Genomic DNA, 19,710 nt, shown 5'->3' with positions numbered 1-19,710 from the left:
TGTCAGGGCTGTTCAGGCGGCTTGCATCTGGACGATGCGATAGCGGCCGGTCTCGTTGGTTTCGGCGAGGCGGCCGGCCATGACGAACTGGGCGACCTGTCCGGAGACCCAGGAGCGGGAGCGGCCGTGGCGGTCGCAGTGCTCCATGAAGTCGGCCGGACCGACCACGGTGCGGCCCTCGTCCTCGAACTCGTCGAGGATCTCTTCCATCGCCTGCCGGGCTTCTGCGGGGGTGAGCTGGACGCGCGGGGCATCCGGTGCGGCCGGTTCCCCGAAGCGCATGACGCGGGTGACGGGCGGGAGTTCCGCCTCCGGGTCGACGAACTCACCCTCCTCGTCGTCGTAGTCGTCGCCCTCGTCGTGCTGCTCGTACGCGGCGGGGCTGTCCTCGTCCTCGTCGGATGCGGGCATGGCTTCCTCCAGCTCCGGCACAGCGCCGGGCAGTGGGTGACGGGTGCGGCGGGTGAACGCCCGGTCGACCGCGCGGGCCGCGGCCCCCGCCGTGACCGGGTCGATGCCCGCGCGGGTTTCGGCGAAGGTGAGCACGACCCATGCGAGGTAGTCGCTGCCGGAGAGGTAGTCCCGCAGCGGCATGGCCCAGAACGTCTCCGGGACACCGTTGGCGACCAGGTAGGAGTAGCCGGGCTTCTTGTCCTTCCACACGTGCGGCGCCGCCCCGGCGTCCAGCACCTCGTCGTCGAGGGCGAACAGGGCGTCTTTTTCCTTGCCCACTCCGTGGCACCAGGAGGAACCCAGGGAGGAGCGGGTGTCGGTGGAGACCTGGTTGCCGGAGGCGCGCTGCATGGAGACGACCAGCGAGACCCCGGCGGAGCGGGCTTCCTGCGCGATGCCGGTGAACACGTCGTCGTCGGTCTCGCGGATCGTCTTGGCCGCCTCCTCGAACCACGCGACCAGATACGGCATGCCGGGCGAGCCGTCCGCCTGCACCTCCGCGCAGGCGGGCTCCCACTGCTTGTAGCCGTACTTGGCCAGCCACGCCGTCCGTGCCGGAATCACCGCGGGCAGCGCCTCGGCCATTGCCTTGGTGGAGGCCATGTCGAGCGCCGCCCAGTCGATCGCGGGCAGCAGCGGCCCAAGCGTCTGGTCCGCCTTGGCGGGATCGGACGCCCACACGATCACGTCACGGCGGGTGCAGACCTCCGCGAGCGCGGTCAATGCGCCTTCCGACTTGCCGGAGCCGGTCATCCCCATGACCAGGAAGTGCGCCGCGTTGCGGCCCGCCTCCGGGTCACCGGGGAAGTACAGGATGGCTTCGGTCCCGTCCTCGTACTGACCGACCACCACCGGATCGGCGATCGAGCCACCCGGATGCGACGGTCCCGGGCACGGCGTGGTGTTCTTCAACAGATCCCGCGGCACCACCGTGAGCTGCACGCGGGAAGCCGACTCCGGGTCTTCCTGCACCCGGATCGCGGTCTTCGGCACGTCCAGCGCGCCCGCGATCTTGGTGATGTTCTTGGACACGTCCTCCGGGGTCAGCTCACCCCGCGGAAGCTGGAGATCGAACGTGGCCCGGTTCGGCTTCACCTCCGAGGACACCACCTGCGTCTTGGCCAGTCCCACCTTCTCCAGGAAGCCGCCGTCTCCGGCGCCTCCTTCGGGGGTGCGGCGCATGATCTGCCGGATGTTCCACGACAAGGCCAGTGCCGGGGCACCCATGAAGTACAGGTCTCCGAGCGGGCCGGCGCCGGGTCCGGCGATGGAGGCGGCGGTGAACCAACTGGTCGAAGCTGCCACCGTGATCGCGGAATGCAGCCGCCGCTGCGATGTCGTCGAACGGCCCGCCCACCACGTCGCCCCGGTGAGGGCGACGGAGGTGAGGGTCAGGCCGGCGGCGGTCCAGGGGTTGTCTCCCCAGAAGTGGTGGGCGGGCAGGGAGGCCAGGCCCGCCCCGGCGCCGGCCAGCCACGGCGGCAGGTGCGGCTTGGCGCGGTGCAGCAGGTAGTCGAGGATGCCGCCGCCATCCCCGCGGGAGGCCACCCGCAACTGCTCTTCGTACTGCTGCTCAGGGGTGAGCTGGGACATGAACCTGACCTCCTTCTCGGTCTACTGGTTGAAGTCGAAGCGGCGGCCCGTCGGCCGCTGCCTGGAGCGCATCGGGGCAAGCTCCGGGTCGTACTCGCGCTGGAACGCCGCGTAGGTGGCGGCCAGGTTCTTGGCCGTGTCGCGGGCGTCGTCCGCGGCCTTCTTGAGCTTGCGCGACACGCGGCGTGCCCTCATCCGCGAGCCGAGCGCCCGCCCCTCGGGGTCGGGCACCTCCTTGAGCACCGCGTTGAGGACTTCCGCGGCGTTGGCCAGCTCGAACGACATCTGCAGGAAGACGCCGCGGCCGTTCTCGCAGTAGTTGCGGATGTCGGCGTTGGAGAAGAACTCCGGGTCCGCCAGCGGGCTGTGTCCGCCGTGGCGGGCGCCGTTGCCCCGACCGGCAGAACGGCCGCGGCCGTTGTTCCGGCCGTCGCCCTGGCCGCCGTCGTTGATGTGGAAGTGGTACTCGCGGGTGCGCGTCCGGTTCGTGGTCCGGTTGCGGCCCCCGCCGTTCGGCGGCTGGAAGCCGTTCGCACCAGGGGCTCCCTGACCGTTGGGGCCGTAGCCGCCCTGCCCGTTGGGTCCGGGGGTGTTGCCGTTGCGCGGGGGCGGGGTGAAGAACGACGACATCAGCGGATCTCCTCAGCAGGGTTCGGGGTGCGGCGGGCGTAAAGCCACGCCGACTGAGCGGTGAGCGTGAGCAGCAGCCACAGCCAGCCCAGCGGACCGGCGACCGGGCTGAACGCGACGGCGAGCGCGGCCCACGCGGCGACCGTGGTGGCGGCCAGGGCCAGGCCGGCGCGCCACTTGAGGACCGAACGGCGCGCGGTGGGGCGGAACTTGGTCACCCACGCCAGCCAGCCCAGTGGGAGGACGGCAGCTCCGGCCAGCACCAGGCCGACCCACGCGGCTGCCAGGTGGACGATGCCGCAGGCGAGGAACAGCGCCATGGCGGCGGCGGTGGGGGCCCACGCGCGGCGGTGCTCCCACACCCACACGCCCACCGCGGCGGCGGCCCGCGCGGTGAGCGAGGGGCGGTCCGGCACGACCACGATGACCGGAGCAGAGGAGCGGCGGCCCGTGCGGCGCTGGCGCGGGATACGGACGGTGGTGGCCCCGGCGGGCACCTTCTGGGTGCGCACGCGAGAGGTACGGGTACGGCTGGTCACAGCGAAACTCCCAGGACAGTAGGGGTGTTCAGGCGGCGCGCTGTTCGTCGTCGGGGTAGGCGCAGGGCACGCACATGCCCAGCGAGGTGGGGATGACGTAGCCGGCATCGAGCCCGCATTGCGGGCAGGTGCGGCGGGCGAGCATCGCCAGCGCGAGTGCGCCCCACTTGCGCGAGGTCATCGGGCGGACCGGCTTGGCCAGGTCCTCGCGGTAGAGGTAGGCGACCAGCGGGCCGCGCCGGTAGCGCGGGCGCAGGACCTGCCCGGCGATCGGCTGCCCACCCGGGCGTAATCCCCGGGCACGCAGTTGCCGGCGGGTGGCGTAGCCCTCCGGTGCGCAGCGCCATGGAAAGGTCGGTATGCCGTGACGGGCCCCGGTCGGGTCGAAGCACTTCGCGAACGCGAGCGACATCGAAGACTCCCCCGTCTCAACCGGCGATCGCGGCGGGCAGGTCGGCCAGGTACGGCTCACGGGCCTTGACCCGGCCGCGCGCCGTGCGGGCCGTCGACTCCGACGCCCCGAGCCCGATCTCTGCCATCGCCTGTGTCATGCGGGCGGTGCTCGGCTGGGTGAAGTCGGTCCCGTACAGCGCGCGGACCAACTGATCGACCCGGTTCGGGTAGACCACCGGCGCGCACAGATCGACGGCCGTCGACGGTTCGGCGGCAGGCGCCGGATCCTGGGTGACGGGCGTCGAAGCCTCGTTGACGCGCTGCGCCAGCGCGGGGAGCTCCGGCAGCGCTTCGGCCTCACGGGGGCTCTCCGCGGGTGGGGCGGCCAGCGGGCGATCGACGCTCACCTTGACGGGCGTCGACGGTGCTTCGACGCCCGGCGGCGGGGGGTTGACGCCCGTCGAAGCTCGGCGGGCGAGGTAGGCGTGCACCTGCCGCATCAGCGCCCCGAACGCCAGCAGCGCGGCCACCGGAGGAACCGCGGCCACCACGTAGTTGAGGGCGTTGGCGTCCTGGCCGACGCCGGCCACGTTCAGCGCGATGGAGGCGCCGTCGCCTGCGGTGACCAGGCCGATTGCCCACCAGTCGACCCGGTGGGCGAGCGAGGCACGCAGGATCAGCAGCTCACCGATCACGATGAACAGATCCACCGTGGCCGGCCAGGCCCACGAGCGGGCGACCGCTTCGGCCATGCCGTGCCGGGCGGCCACCTCCTGCAGGTGTTCGTAGGAGAGCCAGAACGCCACCGCGGTCAGCAGCACCGTGAGCACCGCCGCGAGCGCGGTAATGGCACGGTCCACATTGACGGGCGTCGACGGCACTTCGACGGGCGTCGACCGGGCGTCGACGCGGGCCGGGGCGCTCATGCCGCACCCCCGACCAACGCCGGGGCGACCACGTCCGCGAAGCCGGTCAGATGGACCTGTGCGCCCGCGTGGTCGACGACCGTCGACAGCACGCGCGTACGGCCGTCGCTCTGCTCGTGGTAGGTCACCGCGTCCGGGGCGGCCCCCAGCGCCTCCCGCCACGCCTCGAAGCCGGGCAGGTCGTCATGGAACGTCAGCTCCAGCCGCCCCGGATAGATGGGCGACACCCGCACCTCCGGCGCCGACAGGTGCCCGAAGTCCGCGGCCAGCAGGCGCAGCGCCCGCAGCGGCACGGCCAGATCGTCCAGCGTCAGCACGTCACTCATGCGGCCACCGCCGTAGGCACGGAGTGACGCTGCACCGACCGGCGCGCCGACGTCCGGCGCGGCCGGCGAGCAGCGGCCCGCGCGTTCTTCTGCGGGCTCGTGCGCAGCAGCGACTCCGCGAATGCCGCGGCCTCCGGGTCCGACTCCCGCAGCTCCGCGAGCACTTCGCGGGCCACGTCCAGCCGCGCCGCCCGCTCGCTCTCCGACTCGCGGCCGGTGCCAGCGAACAGCTCCAGATCGATACCGAACGCCAGCTCCGCGAACTCGGTTGGCGTAACAGCTACATGACCAGCAACGATGCACTTCATGGGTCGTGACTCCTTCATCGTGGGAACGGCCCGAACAGCGGCCCCGGTGTTCGAGCACCGGGGCCGCGCGCCGTTGAAGTCGGTAGATCCGGCTCCCCTCAGCGCCGCTCGTACGAGACGAGCAGCGGAGGCAACCGGCCGCAGCCATCCGGGCTGCGGAAAGGTCGAATCGCGCTGTACCGCACGCGGGGACAGAACCCGCGCACGCCGCCCTCTTGATCGCAGAGGTGGGGCGATCCCTCAGCACGCTGTTCAGTTCTCAAGGCACTGTCGCTTCCGGTGAGCGCGGTAACCCCTGGTCAAAGGGGCTCCCGTCTTCACGGGACACACCGGGCGTGGTTGGAGCAGCCCAAAGAAGGCCCTCCCGACCACGAGAGGACTCATTTTCTTGGGCCACCCAAGTGGTAGGTACCAAGCTACTCACACAAACGGGGATGTCAATCCTTGGTAGCTACCAAGTAGGATCGGTGCTGATGAAGGGAGCCCCATGGGTGCCGAGCGCCAACAGACGCCACAGGGCGGGGACGTACCTCGCCACGTCCAGCTAGCCGAGACTCTCCGTGCCGAGATCCTCGAAGGGCGACTCTCGCCGGGCGAACGGTTGCCGGCGGAGCGAGAGCTAGCGGAGCGATTTGACGCCTCGCGCACAACCGTGCGCCTGGCTCTGTCGGCCTTGAAGTCGCAAGGACTCATTGGCTCCGGACACGGCAAGGGCACGTTCGTCCAGAAGCGCCGCCCGATCAGAGTGCTCGCCTCCTACCAGGACAACCGAGCACGCCGCCGCGAAACGACATCCGCCACTTTCAACGCCGAGATTGCCCGGCAAGGGCAGATCGGCCGACAAGACATTCGGGAAGTGGGTCCAGTCCCAGCGAACGCTGAAACAGCGCGGTGGCTTGGAGTCTCAGAAGGGACAGAACTGTTGGCCCGACGCCGGGTGATGCTCGTAGACGAGGAGCCGTACCAGCTCGGAGACAGCTACTACCTCTACGAGACGGTACGAGACACGCCGATCGCTCAGGCTGCACCTGTTGAGGAAGGCGTCCTCAGCGTCTTGGAACGCGCCCATGGCAAGCCGGTGGACTACTTTGTAGATGAGCTGAGCTTCCGCATGCCGACGCCGGAGGAAGCAGCCACGCTCGCGCTGGCTCCGGGCGTCTGTGTGGTCCGCGCCGTGCGCATCGCCTACGACCCCAACGGCACTCCGATGGAGGCGTTCGATCAGCTACTGGCCGGAGACAAGCATGTACTCGTCTATCAGGTCTCCAGCGAATGAGCCCGCCCATGGTCGTCCAGCCGGTCACCCTCAGCGGACCGCGTATTGACCTCGTTCCCCTGACGCTGACCCATACTGAAGACCTGCTCGCAGCAGCTAGTCATGACCAGGTGTGGACCTACCTGGACGAGCCCACGCCTGCAACGCGAGAAGGTATCCGGGCCCTCATCCTCGAAGCCCTCGATGAGCAGGCTGCCGGTCAGCGACTTCCCTTTGCCATCGTTCTCCGCGAGATCGGGCGGGCGATCGGCAGTATGAGTTACATCGACATCCAACCGCGTCATCGCGCCCTAGAACTGGGATGGGCCTGGTTGGCCCCCGAGTACTGGCAGACAGGCATTGGGCGAGAGGCGTCCTATCTGCTCATCCGCCATGCCTTCGAGAGGCTTGATGCCGTCCGCGTCGCCCTCAAGACAGACGCTCGCAACGCTCGCTCGCAGAAGGCCATCGCTGGCCTCGGTGCGGTTCGCGAGGGAGTGTTCCGAAGGCATCGCATCCTCCGTGATGGACACCAACGTGACTCCGTCTTCTACAGCCTTATTCGGGAGGACTGGAACGCGGTCCGTGATGGACTCGCTGCACAGGTAGGGATGGACTGACGCTCTTGAGGACCGTTCCTGTCCGAGCGCGGTAAAACTTTCCCTACTTCATCAAGGCACCCGGCTGCGCTCCGCTCCGCCTGGCGCGCTTCCCGGCTCTGGCTGCGCCCGCGCTCCTGCCTTCGGCCCGCTCGGCGCTGCCGCTGCCGACGCGCGCCCACAACTGGATAGGCCCGGAGGGCATGAGACGACGAGAACCAAGCCCGCGGCTTCAGACCGATGCCTCCGGCGGGGCGCTCAGACTCCGGGATGGACGGGGCACCGTTCGCGAGTGCCGGCCGGAGCGTGGCGAGTGTCGTGGAGCTCCCATCCCGACCACCTTCGACCCAGGCAGAGCCGAGCAGTCGCGGCCCAGGGCGTCAAGGTCGTTCGTACAGTGGCGCGCTCTACCTTGACGCCCTGAACCACGACCGCTCCACGGAGTGTGGGCCGAAGGAGGACGGGATGGGAGCCGGGGTGAGTGGTGGGCTGGGGGTGGATGCGTCCGTGCGGCAACAACCTCGCTGCCAGCGACCCCGGTTGTCAGCAGTGAGGGCTACTCTTATAAATCTGGCCCCTCACTTGAGGGCGACTTCTTATAAGCGTGCAGGAGGCGTACGTGTCCCAGGTCTTCCCGTTCAGGCACGACGAGCAGGGCAACCACGACGAGCAGTTGGCTGAACTGGGGCTGAGGGCCGAGTACTTCGACCGGACCGTTCGTCTCGGAGAGGACGCCCGAGAGGGGTCGACCCAGGATGACGCCAACAACGCGCCGGGGACGCTCGACTACCTCGCTCGCGTGAGGACGCTGCGCGAGACCTTGCGGACGGAGGAGGGATGGCTTCGATACGACCCGAAGCAGTCGCCTCTCGCCGTGAACGCTGAGAAGACGGTCGCAGTCGGTGTCTTGCTGGGCGACGCACGGACTGGGCTCCCCGGCAACCCGCAGCCTCGCAGCCACCGGCCGGCAGGGGTTGCTAAGGAAGCACTCGTCGCCCGGAACCAGGAGCTTGCACTGTTCCCCCTCCCGCCGGAGCCCCCGAGGCGAGGCGAGGCACAGCTCAGCGATGACGAGTACGCGAACCTGTCCACGTGGTATCTCCTCACCTTCCGCTACGAGGCGCGTGAGCGTGGCATCGTGGAGGTCCGAAGCGAACTCTCCCTGCCGAGTAGCATCGGGCCGCGCGGCAAGATCGACGACTGGAAGCAGAGGATCCTCCTCCCCACCATCCGATTCACAAAGGTGTTCGACTACGCTGACGCTGCCACTGACTTCGACGTGCCGGTCGAAGAGCGGTGAGATAGGACAAACGGCCAATTTCAAGGACGGCGAGGGCAACGTGATTTCTTCCTCGCGCATCGCGCTCGCCCGAAAGAGGAGAGGGCTCACGCTCGCGGAGCTAGGCGACCTGGCAGATGTAAGCGTCCAAAGCCTTTCGAATTATGAGCGTGGGCGGACGGAGCCGACAAGCGAAACCCTTTCTCGCTTGTCCTCCGCACTAAGGTTCCCTGAGTCCTTTTTCTACGCATCAGAGATCGATCTCATTGAGCCTGATAACGTCTCCTTCCGGGCGCGAAGTAAACTTACTGCCGGGCCGAGAGACGGGGCGCTCGCTGCGAGCCGTCTTGCGCTGGAACTGAATGATTGGATAGAGCGACGCTATAAGTTGCCGGAGAATAAGCTGCCCAGCCTGGGGCAGTTCGATCCGGAAACGGCTGCAGAGGTATTGCGCGCTCGTTGGGGGCTGGATAGCTCTCCTATTTCCAACATGGTCCATCTGCTTGAGGCTCACGGCGTTCGAGTGTTTTCATTGCCACCTGAGTACAAGGACGTAGATGCTTTTTCTATGTGGCGAGATGGGACTCCTTTTGTCTTCCTTAACACTCTCAAGACGCCGGAGCGAGGGCGGTTCGACGCTGCTCACGAGCTTGCCCATCTGGTCTTGCATGGGGAAGAGAACTCCCTAGTCGGGCCTCAGGCCGAGCGGGATGCGAACGCGTTTGCCAGCGCTTTCCTAATGCCTAAGGCAAGCATTATGGCGAGGATGCAGAAAACGCCAATGGTCTCGCAGATCGTGAAAGCGAAAAGTGTCTGGATGGTCTCCGCCATGGCGTTGACCTATAGATTGCACGAACTTGATATGCTTTCGGATTGGCACTATAGGCGAGCTTGCGTCGATCTGGGAAAGCGCGGGTTTCGCACTGGTGAGCCCAACGGGCTCCCGGCGCGGGAAAAGTCGCAACTTCTCGAAAAAGTCTTCAAGATGACGCAGGCCAAGAATTCGAGCCTACGTGATATAGCGCAAGAGTTGCACGTGAGTTCTGAAGAGCTGAGCAGCTGGGTATTTGGCTTGGTCTTCACTGTTCGAAGTGGAGAAAAGAGCGGGAATGGGATTCGCGAAATCGAAAGGCCCCGCCTGTCTCTAGTTCGTTGACATGTGATGCTTCCTTCTAGTGAAGAATTGGCGGTTGATTTTCGTGCGGAATCAGCTCCTTGCGGTACAGCAGCGCAGTACCGCAACCCCAGCAACCGCCCCCGTCCGTCACCGTCCTTCCGGGGCCTCGTAGCGACCGAAATGACCGCCGCTGACCGATCCGGCTAGAGCTACGGATCAGAAGGTGTCCGTCTCGCTGCCGTGCCTGATCAGCCAGGAACTAGCGGGGCACCACGGACACTGAAGGACAGGACGCATGGGAACGGCCCCGACCGATTCACCTGGTCGGGGCCGTTCGTCTGCGGTGGGTGTGGGACCTGAACTCATGGTCACGTCGCCGCGACGACGGTATTTCTAGCCTTGCGCGAGAGCGAAGCTAGAACCGTCCGCGGATCTGCTTACCCGTGTCGCTCTCCGGGCGGTTCAGCGCGTCGTAGACCTTGTGGCCGGAGTCGCGGGCGCCGCCGGCCCAGGAGACGGTCCCCCCGTCGGTTACCTTGGCCGCGACGCCACCCCAGTACTTCGCCTCGCGCTCCCACTCGATACCTTCCAACATGCGCTCCAGGGTGACGCCCTCGGGCATGGGGTCAGCACTCCAGGACATGGTGCGGTTCATGGTCGCGCCGAGGCCGGCTACGACGGCGGGGGCAGTGACGGCAGTCTTGGCATGAAAGAGCGCGGCGTTCTCCTGGAGGAACGCGCCGACCGTCTCCATGACCTCGCGCTGGACGACAGCCTTGTCGGGACGATCGCCGTTCTCATTGGCGGGGATGTCCTCGTACTCAATGCCGGTCGACGCGGCGTGGATACCAGCTTTACCGAGCATGGCCGTGGCGACGAGGGTCCGCAGGACCGACATCGTCATCCACTCCACGGCCTTATCCGACACCTGGCGCTTGCCGGTGAGGATCAGGCTGGACAGGGGAAGCGCAGCTTCACCGCTCGGCACCTTCAGCGACTCCATCAGCTTGCGGGTCACGGTGGTGCCGAAGTCGCGGCCGTCCATGGACATGGCCAAGGACTTGTCGACCGGAACACCCTTGAGGTTGCGGTCGTGGAAGATCTGGCGGGCGGCCATGACGCCGATGCCGTGGAAGATCTCGAACGACAGCGGGATCGCGCCGAAGTCGAAGTCCTCCACGTCGTAGGCACTCGGGTTGTTCTTGATTCGGTGCCAGGCGGTGACCTGAGTCTCGCTGTCGAGAGCGTAGAGGCCGTCCTTGATCGGCAGGGCCGACGAGCCGTCCTCAGAGATGACCAGCGGCCGCGGCGACCACAGGGTGATCTGTGGCAGTGACCAAGCGTCGTCGTAGTCCCCTCTCAGGCCGGCCGCAATGTAGTCGGCGTACTCACCGACGTTCTTGGCCTTCTTGCTGCCGGCAGTGCCGAGGAGCCGCTGAATCTCAGCGCGCGTGCGGGCGTACTCGCTGATCGGCCGTCCGGCCTTCTGGGCGCGCTTGGTGGCGTCCTCAACCTCTTGAGGGTCGTTGACGATGGCCAGCAGGTTCTCACAGTCGATGACGCCGTTCGCCATGACCCCCTTGCGGATCTCCCGGAGATTGACGGGCAGGCCGGTGGTCACCGGCTTCAAAGGCGTGGGCATGCTCAGAATCCCCCCTGTAAGGACGGCACTTGACGCGTCGCCACTTCGCGGAACGCTAGCGGACGCGACGCCAGCGGGTCAACTGAGGTGGTCAGAGCGCTCAAAAATTTGCACCTCAGTTGATGAATCCCAACTGCGGAGGAGTCAAAGGGCCATATCTGTGAAGCCGCGGTTGGATTCTTTCGATCTCCCTAGCGTCCGCGGCAGCAAGGGAGGCTTCCGCGGGAGTGAGCGGTGACCGGACCAGGCACGGCGATCGGGCTTGTGGGCTTTGCTCGCACGGCTGAGCCGTACGAAATCTGACGGCTTCGAGGTGCCCGCTGGGCCGTCTCTGGGCCGTCCGAAGGCAACCTGCGACAGCCACGGATGACCAATGACGATCGTCTCTCGGAGCACCTGAACTGTTCGGACCTGCGAACAGGCTGGTGCCCGACTTTGGCTGCAAGACCCAGTGCGAAAAGGAGTGACGCTACGCCAGCGCTCTTTGGGCGCACACCACCGCCGAACACAGGTCGCGCCAAGTGAGTGTCTAACTGCATGACAACGCAGTCGGACGGTGACGGACGCTCACGGACACCGAAGGACGATCGCAGCAGCTCAGAGCGGGTCGGGCCCGAGGTCGAGCACTCCCCCAAGTTGCTTCGGGACGAAGAGGTCGCGGTCTCAGTCGTGGTCTCAATCACCGCTCGTTCCGGGGTGGTCCGCTGGTTTCCGGCGAAGTCCGGAAGGCCCTCTGACCAGCCATGCGAGCCGTTCCGGGGACGCCCATGGACACCCCCGGATCAAGATCGGACAACTCGTAATGTGTCGGTCTCGGACTGCGAACCGGGGCCCGCCCCACAATTGCTGAACCACAATGCCAGTCATGAGTGACTTGGAGATCGCACTGATCGCAGCGGGGTCGGCACTTGCAGGCAGCATCGTCACCGGTTGGTTCACGCGGAGCGCTGGCCACAGACAGGCTGATGCTGCAAGGCACGCCGGCAACCGCCAGGCCGACGCGTTGCTTCACACCGTCCAGGCCACGCTTGACGAGCAAAGACGTTCCCAAGCCGAGGACAGGAGGCGGCAGGCGTACGTTGAACTGCTCCTAGCTGCGGAGAAGATAGGCTTGTTGGGGCAGCGCGGGGGCGAGGAACGTGCGGCCCTGGTTCGGGCCTCCACTCTCGTGAGCCTTGAAGGACCTGGTGCCGTGGCATTTGCTGGATTCCAGCTTGCCGCGTGTGCCAACGAGTTCCCGTTCGAGTCGCCGGCTTCCGAGGAACTGAATCAACGCTTCATTGCGGTTCGAGCGGCCTTCGAGGACGCTGCAAGGACGTCGCTGAACAGCCACTCCTGACCTCGGCTGATGGCGCTGCTCCTTTTCGTTACTGAGGGCCAGGAGCGACACCGCCTCGGGCCCTCTCTGGGCCCTCCGAGGGCGACCGACGACGACAGACAACGACCAACAATGACCGCCCGACCGCAGGTCAGTTGAGGTGCGCATGCGGCTGACCAGTGGTGAAGAACAGGCCCGCCAGACCCAGGGCAAGAAGAAGTAGGTTTGGTGATCATGCCTCCCACCTGCGCATACGGCGCGGGTGGGAGGCATTTTCGTGCTCTGGAACCTCCCTGGAACCTCAGCCCAAGTGATCTTGGGGCCTGAGTGCCCTGCCGAGAGCCTTCCGGGCCCGGTCACGGCTGCTCGGCATGAGGTGCGCGTACACCTTCAGAGTCAGGCCCGGGTCCGAGTGCCCGAGGTACTCGGCAAGAGCCTTGGTGCTCTCCCCGGCATCCAGGAGCACGGACGTGCCCATCTTGGTCACACTCGAAGAACCCGTGCGGCCCTCGTAACGTCACGCTCCGCACCAGCCCCGCTCAGTCACCGACGAAATCGTTACCGATCAACCGGGTAACTGGCCGTGACCTCGAGACGGTTCAGGCAGATAAGTGAGTGATGCAGTCTCTGATCAGACGCCGAACCAACATTGGAGTGGCCGACCACATGATGAAGAAGCAGGTGAGGGCCGGAGCCCGTTGGCTGACCGGGGCCGTGACGGTGTCCCTGGCAACCTGGTTGTCGGCCGAGGTCGCATGCGCCGCCGGGCCCGGCAATACGACGTACTACGGGCCCCAGATTACGTACAGCCCCCAGGTCCAGGTGGTCGATGCCAGTCAGCTCAACGACCCGATGGAGGATGTGCTTGAGAATGCGGTCCTGGTGATCGGTGACGGCTCCCCCACGGGCGGTGTTGCGCCTGAGGCTCCCGCGCCCGCCGAGGCTCCCGCGCCCGCCGAGGCTCCGGAGCCCGCCGAGGCTCCGGAGCCCGCTCCGGCCCCTGGCTCCGCCCAGCCGCCGGCTCCCTGAGTGGCGGCCTCGTACGCCGCGAGCAGCCCGTCGACCACCTCCCGGTCGGCGGGCTGCAACGGTGCGCGGACCGGGCCGGCGGGGAGGCCGAGTGTGCGACATCCCGTGAGTTCTCCTGAGCCTTGCTGGGTCCCCAACGCCGTGGCCAGGGACTTCTCCCAGCTCCCGGTGCATCTTCGCGGTCTGACGTAACTTCGGGATTCATGCGCTCGCGCGCGACAGCCGCCGTACCGCGCTGGGCGCCATCGCGCTCTTCGGTAGCCGCGGCGGACAAGCAGCTGAAACACCCGGGTGTTTCAGCCTGCCGTGCACCTGCTCAGCGGTGGGCGAAGAGACCACCCTCGTCCGCGCGGGGTGGTCTCTTCTGCTCTCCCGACTCGGGGCTAGCGTCCGCAGCCCGGAACCTACTAAGCGCTCTCATACCGCCCTCTGAGTGGTGCTCGTCTTTGTGGCCAGCAGCGACTTCATGGGAGTTTCCTTCCAGCTGGGAGCTGTGAACCTCTGGGATTCGCTGGGTTCAACCATGCCGTCGCCCGCTTGCCGGAACCATGGAGTGCTTTACCGCATCGAGGGTGCAGGTGGCTGCACCCCGAGAGGGCCGTTCTCCCCCTCTCCTCCATGCTGCGCCCGTACGACACCGCTCATACGACGGGGCTCGTACGACGACTCGAGCCCCGAGCCGTCGTACGAGCCCCGAACAAGCCCTACGAACTCAACCGCACTGGCAAGGACTCCCCGACTGGCAGCCGCACTTGCACCCCGCGCCGCAGCCACAGGCGGCGACAAGCGGGAGGCTGATGATCTCGGCGGGCTGCTCGGTCTCGCGCTCCCGGGTCGGGTCAGGGGTGGTGGGGGATTCGGCCATGGTCCCTCCTCGAAGGCTGGTGCCTGCGCCCATTGCAGGCCCCCACCGTCCGGCGCATCAACGGCGCACCGAGGCTCCCACGCACCGACCACCAACCCGCACGCCCGTGCAGCGACCCGTACGCCCCCGCAACAGACCCGTACGCCCTTGCAGCGGAGCGCTTACGCCCCCTCAACCCCCGTAACCGGCTGGATGTCCGGCTGAATCTCGTCCGCGTGCTCCCCCGTCACCAGGTACACCACCCGGTTCGCCACCGACACCGCATGGTCCGCGAAGCGCTCGTAGTAGCGGCCCAGCAGCGTGACGTCGACGGCCGTCTCGATGCCGTGCTTCCAGCGGTCGTCCATGAGGTGCTGGAAGAGAGCGCGGTGCAACGTGTCCATCGCGTCGTCGTCCTGCTCCAGCTGGAGCGCGAGGTCGACGTCCTTCGTGACGATGACCTCCGCCGCCTTCGCCATCAGGCGCTGCGCGAGCTGGCCCATCTCCAGGATCGTGGCGTGCAGGTCCTGCGGAACCGCACGCTCCGGGAAGCGGAGGCGGGCGAGCTTCGCGACATGCTGGGCCAGGTCGCCCGAGCGCTCGAGGTCCGCGCTCATCCGCAGCGACGTGACCACGATCCGCAGGTCCGTCGCCACCGGCTGCTGCCGCGCCAGCAGGGCTATCGCCCGCGCCTCGAGCTCGTGCTGGAGATCGTCGACCTTCTGGTCGCCCGCGATCACGCTCTCCGCCAGCTTCAGATCGGAGTCGAGGATCGCCGTCGTGGCGCGCCCGATCGCCGACCCGACGAGCCGGGCCATCTCGACCAGGCCCTCGCCGATCGAGTCAAGTTCCTCGTGGTACGCGTCGCGCATCAGGATGTCCCTCTCTTACGTCAGCTTCCGGAACCCGTACACGGATCCTCGTACATGGTTTCCCATGCGGGATTCCCGCAGGATTCCGAGGGGCTCGCGTACCCCACGCTCCCACGGTCCGGCGTGAACGCGTCCGTTTCCGCCACCTCAAATGAACCATCCCCATCACCCAGGTGAACTATGGGCGACATCGCACCTCACTGTCGGTATGCGTTCCTCCGAAGCCGCTCGGAGCAAGTGAACCGACACGGTCTCCACGGTGAACTCTGGGCGACGAGTGTTCGAGCTGACACTCTGGACGCTGTAAGGGGGCCGTACGTCATGCCTAACCTGGAGCCATGGACGTGAACGCGGCGGTCGCCGCAGCGGCAGCGATCGCCGGTGTGCTCACCGGCGTCATCGCCATGCTGGCGTTCCGCTGGAGCGAGCGCGAGCAGAAGCGGCCGACGCGCACGTCGCTGCACACGGACCCGGTGCTTCCGCCGGGCGTCGACACGGTCCTGTCCGTGCTCCGCTCCTCCGCCGTCGTGCTCGACGAGGCCGACGCCGTGGTCAAGGCCAGCTCCGCCGCGTACGCCCTCGGTCTCGTACGCGGCGGGAAACTCGCCGTCGAGCCCATGCTGCAGATGGCCCGCGACACCCGGCGCGACGGCGAGATACGGCAGGTCGAGCTGGACCTGCCCCGCCGCGGCACCGGCCGTGGCGAAGCCCTCGCCGTGTCCGCCCGCGTCGCCCCGCTGGGCTCCCGCCTCGTACTCCTCCTCGTCGAGGACCTCACCGAGGCCCGCCGCATCGAGGCCGTACGACGCGACTTCGTCGCCAACGTCAGCCACGAACTCAAGACCCCCGTCGGCGCGCTCAGCCTCCTCTCCGAGGCGGTCATGGGCGCCTCCGACGACCCGGAAGCCGTCGAGCGCTTCGCCGGACGCATGCAGATAGAAGCCACCCGCCTCACCAACCTCGTCCAGGAACTCATCGACCTCTCCCGGGTCCAGAACGACGACCCCCTGGAGGACGCCGAGCCCGTACGCGTGGACGAACTCGTCGCCGAGGCCATCGACCGCTGCCGCCACCAGGCCGGCACAAAGCAGATCACCATGGCCGCCAATGTGGGGGGCGGGCCCGTAGGGACCTCGGAGGAGGGTGGTGGTGGGCGACGGGCGGGCGGAACCGCCGACCTGCAGATCTGGGGCAACCGCGGCCAGCTGGCCGCCGCCCTCGGCAACCTCGTCGAGAACGCCGTGAACTACTCGCCCGCCCGTACGCGCGTGGGAATCGCCGCGCGCCGGGTCCCCGCACCCGGCGGAGACCACATCGAGGTCGCCGTCACCGACCAGGGCATCGGCATCTCCGAGAAGGACCGGGAGCGCATCTTCGAGCGCTTCTACCGCGTCGACCCGGCCCGCTCCCGCCACACCGGGGGTACGGGCCTGGGCCTGGCGATCGTCAAGCACGTGGCCGCCTCGCACGGCGGGGAGGTCACGGTGTGGAGCTCCGAGGGTCAGGGCTCCACCTTCACCCTCCGGCTGCCGGAGGCGGGCGTGGCCCGCGACCGCGCGACCGACCACATGTCCGGACTCGCCGACGACGTCGACGCCGGGCCGCCCGACGGAACGACCACCGTCACAACCCCCCCAACATCCCCGTACGAATCGCTTTCTGCCCCGGAGGTCCTTCCGTGACCCGAGTGCTCGTCGTCGAGGACGAGGAGTCCTTCAGCGACGCCCTGTCCTACATGCTCCGCAAGGAGGGCTTCGAGGTCGCCATCGCGGCCACCGGGCCCGATGGCCTCGACGAGTTCGAGCGCAACGGCGCCGATCTCGTCCTGCTCGATCTGATGCTGCCCGGACTGCCCGGCACCGAAGTGTGCCGCCAGCTGCGCAGCCGCTCGAACGTCCCGGTGATCATGGTCACCGCCAAGGACAGCGAGATCGACAAGGTCGTCGGCCTGGAAATAGGAGCCGACGACTATGTGACCAAGCCCTTCTCGTCGCGCGAGCTGGTCGCCCGCATCCGCGCCGTACTGCGCCGCCGCGGCGAGCCCGAGGAGGTCACCCCCGCCGCACTGGAAGCCGGCCCGGTCCGCATGGACGTCGACCGTCACGTGGTCACCGTCTCCGGCTCCAAGGTCGACCTCCCCCTCAAGGAGTTCGACCTCCTGGAGATGCTGCTGCGCAACGCGGGCCGCGTGCTGACCCGTATGCAGCTCATCGACCGCGTCTGGGGCGCCGACTACGTGGGCGACACCAAGACCCTCGACGTCCACGTCAAGCGCCTCCGCGCCAAGATCGAGCCGGACCCGGGCGCGCCGCGCTACCTGGTGACGGTCAGAGGTCTCGGCTACAAGTTCGAGCCGTAAACCGAACCTCGCGCACGCTGAGCACGACGAAGGGCGGGACTCCTGGCAAGCGCCGGGGGTCCCGCCCTTCGTACGTACGAGAAGAGGTCCGCGTACGTACGAGACTTCCGTGGCCGTACGCCGCTCAGTCCTCCCCGACCGCGTCCTCGCCGCCCTGGGGAGCCGTGGGCGTCGCGCTCTGCGAGGCCGCGTCCGTGGCCCCCTGCCCGGCCCCGTCCGCGTCGTCCTCACCGGACTCCGGCTCGGTCGGCGTGGCCGAGGGGGACTGGGTGGGGCTCGGGCTTCCGGACCCCTCGGAACCCGGTGCCTGGGGAGTCGCGGACGGGCCCCACTCGGCGTAGAAGCCGTCGGCCGGGACGACGAACGCCCGCAGCTTGACCTGACCCGTCTCGCTGAAGGTGAAGGTGACCAGCTGCGCGTTACCGTTCTTCAAGGTCTCGCGGCTGCCGGTCACTACGGCGGAGGCATTGCCCTTGCCGCCGAGGATCACCGAGCCATCGGCCGGGACCGTGATCGGGCCGGAACCCTCGGCGGGCCTGAGCGTGACGGGGTCCTTGACGCCCTCCACGCGGATCGACTCCAGCGTCTCGTCGCTCCTGCCGTTGTTGAACAGGGTCGCGGAGATCGCGGCCGGGCCCGTCGACTCCGGGGCGGGCTGGGTGATCACCACGGCGTTCTGGATCTGGATGTCGCCGACGCTGGTCGCGGCGTTGTCGGGCTTGATCTCCAGCGACTGGGCGTTGTTTCCGGCGCCGCACGCGGCGAGCGAGGCGATCGAGAACGCGATGGCGGCGGCGGCGAGGGCGCCGCGTCGAAGGCTGCTGCTCACGGCGGCGGCAACTCCTTGAACGTGGGCGGAGCAGGGCGGCGTACTTATAAAGCCACCCTTAAGGGTCTGTCAGCGGCTTCAGGTTACCGAGCCACCACCACGTCCCCGCACCCGACCCGCCTATACGGATCTCCCGGCCTCGTCGCGACTGTCGCGCCAACCGTCGCGTCGAGGTGCGCGCCCCTCATGTCACTCCGCCATGTCTCCGCACACAAAGAGCACGTGAGTCACGTTGACAACATTTCCCATAAGGAATGCGATCGGGAGTCCGCAGAATTGATCTTCGGCCTGTCGTGATCAATTCCGGATTCGTCTCGTACCGGTCCCCGGTCACCGAACGGAGTAGCGCAAGTCCCGCCCTCGGAACCCGACAAATCTGGACGTTCGGCCACGCGAGTAAGCCTTCGAAGGCTTGTAACGGGCGGGTTTCGCCTCCCCCGAGGAACCGCTCCGACCTGCGAATACCCCCTCCTCTCGCCCCCTCGAAGCACGTTCCTGTCGTGGTTGTCAAGCCCCGAGATGTGCCCTGACCTGCGAAAACGCCATTCAGAAGATGCGGTTCTCGTGTTACTCTGGATAGCCACGGAAGGGGTACCTGTCACATGACGTTCAAGGTTGGCGACACCGTGGTCTATCCCCATCACGGGGCCGCGCTGATCGAGGCCATCGAAACTCGTCAGATCAAAGGCGTGGACAAGACCTACTTGGTGCTGAAGGTCGCCCAGGGCGACCTGACGGTGCGTGTGCCAGCGGACAATGCGGAGTTCGTCGGCGTGCGTGATGTGGTCGGTCAGGACGGGCTGGACCGGGTCTTCGAAGTGCTGCGCGCGCCGTATGCCGAGGAGCCCACGAACTGGTCGCGTCGTTACAAGGCAAATCTCGAGAAGCTCGCCTCCGGCGATGTCATCAAGGTCGCGGAAGTCGTCCGTGACCTGTGGCGTCGTGAGCGCGAGCGTGGACTCTCCGCCGGTGAGAAGCGCATGCTCGCCAAGGCTCGGCAGATCCTGGTGAGCGAGCTCGCCCTCGCGGAGAACACGAACGAGGACAAGGCCGAGGCCCTGCTCGACGAGGTCCTCGCGTCCTGACGCCCGTCACTCTTTGATCGCTTCCGACCAGAGCGAAACGAGCGGTCCGGCGTACGTAATTGAAATGCCGCGGTGCCCGATGACGTAAGTTCTGTCGCCGGGCGCTGCGGCATGCTCGTACCCAGAACACCGTACGACCGTACTCCGGAGGCTGGGTAATGAATTTCCGGCCGCCGATACTTGGCGTGCCGGGCCCGGGCAGCTGGCTCGACCAGATGTCACGGAAGGGTCCCCGGTCAAGGCGTCGCGCCCGGCACGCTGAGGCCATACCCATACGGGGCCGGTCGTCAAACCGGCGCGAACCGGCGGGTCAA

The 19,710-nt window shown here is 67.3% G+C and carries 20 protein-coding genes and 2 pseudogenes; 9 read left to right on the top strand and 13 right to left on the bottom strand.

Translation table 11 applies throughout. The features are described from left to right. Positions 1-12 precede the first annotated feature (12 nt). Genes traB through ACYVO6_RS34910 form a run of 7 tightly spaced genes read right to left on the bottom strand, consistent with a single transcriptional unit; the run spans position 13 to position 5,168 of the window. On the bottom strand, positions 13-2,046 hold the full coding sequence (gene traB, locus ACYVO6_RS34940; protein WP_461068344.1) for a plasmid transfer protein TraB: 2,034 nt from the start codon (positions 2,044-2,046) through the stop codon (positions 13-15). A gap of 21 nt (positions 2,047-2,067) precedes the next feature. Further along, entirely contained in the window at positions 2,068-2,676 is a 609-nt protein-coding gene (traA, locus tag ACYVO6_RS34935; protein ID WP_461068343.1) for a plasmid transfer protein TraA, read from the bottom strand. Next, positions 2,676-3,215 (bottom strand): hypothetical protein, encoded by a 540-nt coding sequence (locus ACYVO6_RS34930; RefSeq protein WP_461068342.1) that lies wholly within the window; start codon positions 3,213-3,215, stop codon positions 2,676-2,678. The genes traA and ACYVO6_RS34930 overlap by 1 nt, the downstream gene beginning before the upstream one ends. A gap of 28 nt (positions 3,216-3,243) precedes the next feature. Then, entirely contained in the window at positions 3,244-3,627 is a 384-nt protein-coding gene (locus ACYVO6_RS34925; RefSeq protein WP_461068341.1) for an RRQRL motif-containing zinc-binding protein, read from the bottom strand. Positions 3,628-3,643: 16 nt separating this feature from the next. Then, positions 3,644-4,534 carry a DUF2637 domain-containing protein gene (locus tag ACYVO6_RS34920; protein ID WP_461068340.1) on the bottom strand — a complete coding sequence of 297 codons (891 nt, stop codon included), beginning with the start codon at positions 4,532-4,534 and terminating at the stop codon, positions 3,644-3,646. Then, complete coding sequence (locus ACYVO6_RS34915; RefSeq protein WP_461068338.1) at positions 4,531-4,860, bottom strand: hypothetical protein; 330 nt, start codon at positions 4,858-4,860, stop codon at positions 4,531-4,533. The genes ACYVO6_RS34920 and ACYVO6_RS34915 overlap by 4 nt, the downstream gene beginning before the upstream one ends. After that, positions 4,857-5,168, bottom strand: coding sequence for a hypothetical protein (locus ACYVO6_RS34910; RefSeq protein ID WP_461068336.1), 312 nt, complete (start codon positions 5,166-5,168; stop codon positions 4,857-4,859). Before ACYVO6_RS34910 ends, ACYVO6_RS34915 begins: the two co-directional genes overlap by 4 nt. 487 nt (positions 5,169-5,655) lie before the next feature. Here ACYVO6_RS34910 and ACYVO6_RS34905 point away from each other — a divergent pair, with 487 nt between their 5' ends. The 4 genes from ACYVO6_RS34905 to ACYVO6_RS34890 all read left to right on the top strand — a co-directional run bounded on the left by ACYVO6_RS34905 (position 5,656) and on the right by ACYVO6_RS34890 (position 9,457). Beyond that, positions 5,656-6,444 (top strand): GntR family transcriptional regulator, encoded by a 789-nt coding sequence (locus ACYVO6_RS34905; protein WP_461068334.1) that lies wholly within the window; start codon positions 5,656-5,658, stop codon positions 6,442-6,444. 8 nt (positions 6,445-6,452) lie between these two features. Beyond that, positions 6,453-7,043 carry a GNAT family N-acetyltransferase gene (locus ACYVO6_RS34900; protein WP_461068332.1) on the top strand — a complete coding sequence of 197 codons (591 nt, stop codon included), beginning with the start codon at positions 6,453-6,455 and terminating at the stop codon, positions 7,041-7,043. Between the two features lie 598 nt (positions 7,044-7,641). Then, positions 7,642-8,322, top strand: a complete 681-nt coding sequence (locus ACYVO6_RS34895) for a hypothetical protein (RefSeq protein WP_461068330.1) — start codon at positions 7,642-7,644, stop codon at positions 8,320-8,322. Between the two features lie 40 nt (positions 8,323-8,362). Continuing rightward, on the top strand, positions 8,363-9,457 hold the full coding sequence (locus tag ACYVO6_RS34890; protein WP_461068328.1) for a helix-turn-helix domain-containing protein: 1,095 nt from the start codon (positions 8,363-8,365) through the stop codon (positions 9,455-9,457). Positions 9,458-9,833: 376 nt separating this feature from the next. Here the strand turns inward: ACYVO6_RS34890 and ACYVO6_RS34885 are convergent, their stop codons facing one another. After that, positions 9,834-11,060: a DNA sulfur modification protein DndB gene (locus tag ACYVO6_RS34885; RefSeq protein WP_461068326.1), complete on the bottom strand. Its 1,227-nt coding sequence runs from the start codon at positions 11,058-11,060 to the stop codon at positions 9,834-9,836. Positions 11,061-11,925: 865 nt separating this feature from the next. Here ACYVO6_RS34885 and ACYVO6_RS34880 point away from each other — a divergent pair. Beyond that, entirely contained in the window at positions 11,926-12,399 is a 474-nt protein-coding gene (locus ACYVO6_RS34880; RefSeq protein ID WP_461068324.1) for a hypothetical protein, read from the top strand. Between the two features lie 280 nt (positions 12,400-12,679). Here ACYVO6_RS34880 and ACYVO6_RS34875 read toward each other — a convergent pair. Further along, positions 12,680-12,850: pseudogene (locus ACYVO6_RS34875) on the bottom strand (site-specific integrase); the annotation flags it as partial. A 182-nt stretch (positions 12,851-13,032) separates the two neighbouring features. On the opposite strand from ACYVO6_RS34875, the gene ACYVO6_RS34870 reads away from it, so the two are divergent. Further along, positions 13,033-13,407 carry a hypothetical protein gene (locus ACYVO6_RS34870; protein WP_461068616.1) on the top strand — a complete coding sequence of 125 codons (375 nt, stop codon included), beginning with the start codon at positions 13,033-13,035 and terminating at the stop codon, positions 13,405-13,407. Here ACYVO6_RS34870 and ACYVO6_RS34865 read toward each other — a convergent pair. The 3 genes and pseudogenes from ACYVO6_RS34865 to phoU all read right to left on the bottom strand — a co-directional run. After that, positions 13,401-13,499, bottom strand: a pseudogene (locus ACYVO6_RS34865) (4-hydroxy-tetrahydrodipicolinate synthase); the annotation flags it as partial. The gene ACYVO6_RS34870 and the pseudogene ACYVO6_RS34865 overlap by 7 nt on opposite strands. A gap of 620 nt (positions 13,500-14,119) precedes the next feature. Further along, positions 14,120-14,272 (bottom strand): hypothetical protein, encoded by a 153-nt coding sequence (locus ACYVO6_RS34860; RefSeq protein ID WP_461068322.1) that lies wholly within the window; start codon positions 14,270-14,272, stop codon positions 14,120-14,122. A gap of 161 nt (positions 14,273-14,433) precedes the next feature. Continuing rightward, positions 14,434-15,123, bottom strand: coding sequence for a phosphate signaling complex protein PhoU (gene phoU / locus ACYVO6_RS34855; protein WP_461068320.1), 690 nt, complete (start codon positions 15,121-15,123; stop codon positions 14,434-14,436). 338 nt (positions 15,124-15,461) lie between these two features. Between phoU and ACYVO6_RS34850 the strand changes: the two genes are divergently transcribed. Continuing rightward, positions 15,462-16,805, top strand: a complete 1,344-nt coding sequence (locus ACYVO6_RS34850; protein WP_461068318.1) for a sensor histidine kinase — start codon at positions 15,462-15,464, stop codon at positions 16,803-16,805. Beyond that, positions 16,802-17,482: a response regulator transcription factor gene (locus ACYVO6_RS34845; protein ID WP_149509342.1), complete on the top strand. Its 681-nt coding sequence runs from the start codon at positions 16,802-16,804 to the stop codon at positions 17,480-17,482. Before ACYVO6_RS34850 ends, ACYVO6_RS34845 begins: the two co-directional genes overlap by 4 nt. A gap of 124 nt (positions 17,483-17,606) precedes the next feature. Here ACYVO6_RS34845 and ACYVO6_RS34840 read toward each other — a convergent pair whose 3' ends face one another. Then, a complete protein-coding gene (locus tag ACYVO6_RS34840; RefSeq protein WP_461068315.1) occupies positions 17,607-18,311 on the bottom strand; it encodes a DUF461 domain-containing protein in 705 nt (234 codons plus the stop codon). Between the two features lie 602 nt (positions 18,312-18,913). Between ACYVO6_RS34840 and ACYVO6_RS34835 the strand changes: the two genes are divergently transcribed. Then, entirely contained in the window at positions 18,914-19,396 is a 483-nt protein-coding gene (locus ACYVO6_RS34835; RefSeq protein WP_003953493.1) for a CarD family transcriptional regulator, read from the top strand. Positions 19,397-19,710: the final 314 nt, after the last annotated feature.

The sequence above is a fragment of the Streptomyces pseudoechinosporeus genome (assembly GCF_054783935.1).
This window is presented reverse-complemented; position numbering and strand designations above follow the sequence as displayed.

What these genes read in the sequence shown, in the direction of transcription:
- traB (WP_461068344.1), bottom strand. Translation starts at nt 2,046, where the DNA reads ATGTCCCAGCTCACCCCTGAGCAGCAGTACGAAGAGCAGTTGCGGGTG.
- traA (WP_461068343.1), bottom strand. Translation starts at nt 2,676, where the DNA reads ATGTCGTCGTTCTTCACCCCGCCCCCGCGCAACGGCAACACCCCCGGA.
- ACYVO6_RS34925 (WP_461068341.1), bottom strand. Translation starts at nt 3,627, where the DNA reads ATGTCGCTCGCGTTCGCGAAGTGCTTCGACCCGACCGGGGCCCGTCAC.
- ACYVO6_RS34920 (WP_461068340.1), bottom strand. Translation starts at nt 4,534, where the DNA reads ATGAGCGCCCCGGCCCGCGTCGACGCCCGGTCGACGCCCGTCGAAGTG.
- ACYVO6_RS34915 (WP_461068338.1), bottom strand. Translation starts at nt 4,860, where the DNA reads ATGAGTGACGTGCTGACGCTGGACGATCTGGCCGTGCCGCTGCGGGCG.
- ACYVO6_RS34910 (WP_461068336.1), bottom strand. Translation starts at nt 5,168, where the DNA reads ATGAAGTGCATCGTTGCTGGTCATGTAGCTGTTACGCCAACCGAGTTC.
- ACYVO6_RS34905 (WP_461068334.1), top strand. Translation starts at nt 5,656, where the DNA reads ATGGGTGCCGAGCGCCAACAGACGCCACAGGGCGGGGACGTACCTCGC.
- ACYVO6_RS34900 (WP_461068332.1), top strand. Translation starts at nt 6,453, where the DNA reads ATGGTCGTCCAGCCGGTCACCCTCAGCGGACCGCGTATTGACCTCGTT.
- ACYVO6_RS34885 (WP_461068326.1), bottom strand. Translation starts at nt 11,060, where the DNA reads ATGCCCACGCCTTTGAAGCCGGTGACCACCGGCCTGCCCGTCAATCTC.
- ACYVO6_RS34880 (WP_461068324.1), top strand. Translation starts at nt 11,926, where the DNA reads ATGAGTGACTTGGAGATCGCACTGATCGCAGCGGGGTCGGCACTTGCA.
- ACYVO6_RS34860 (WP_461068322.1), bottom strand. Translation starts at nt 14,272, where the DNA reads ATGGCCGAATCCCCCACCACCCCTGACCCGACCCGGGAGCGCGAGACC.
- phoU (WP_461068320.1), bottom strand. Translation starts at nt 15,123, where the DNA reads ATGCGCGACGCGTACCACGAGGAACTTGACTCGATCGGCGAGGGCCTG.
- ACYVO6_RS34850 (WP_461068318.1), top strand. Translation starts at nt 15,462, where the DNA reads ATGGACGTGAACGCGGCGGTCGCCGCAGCGGCAGCGATCGCCGGTGTG.
- ACYVO6_RS34835 (WP_003953493.1), top strand. Translation starts at nt 18,914, where the DNA reads ATGACGTTCAAGGTTGGCGACACCGTGGTCTATCCCCATCACGGGGCC.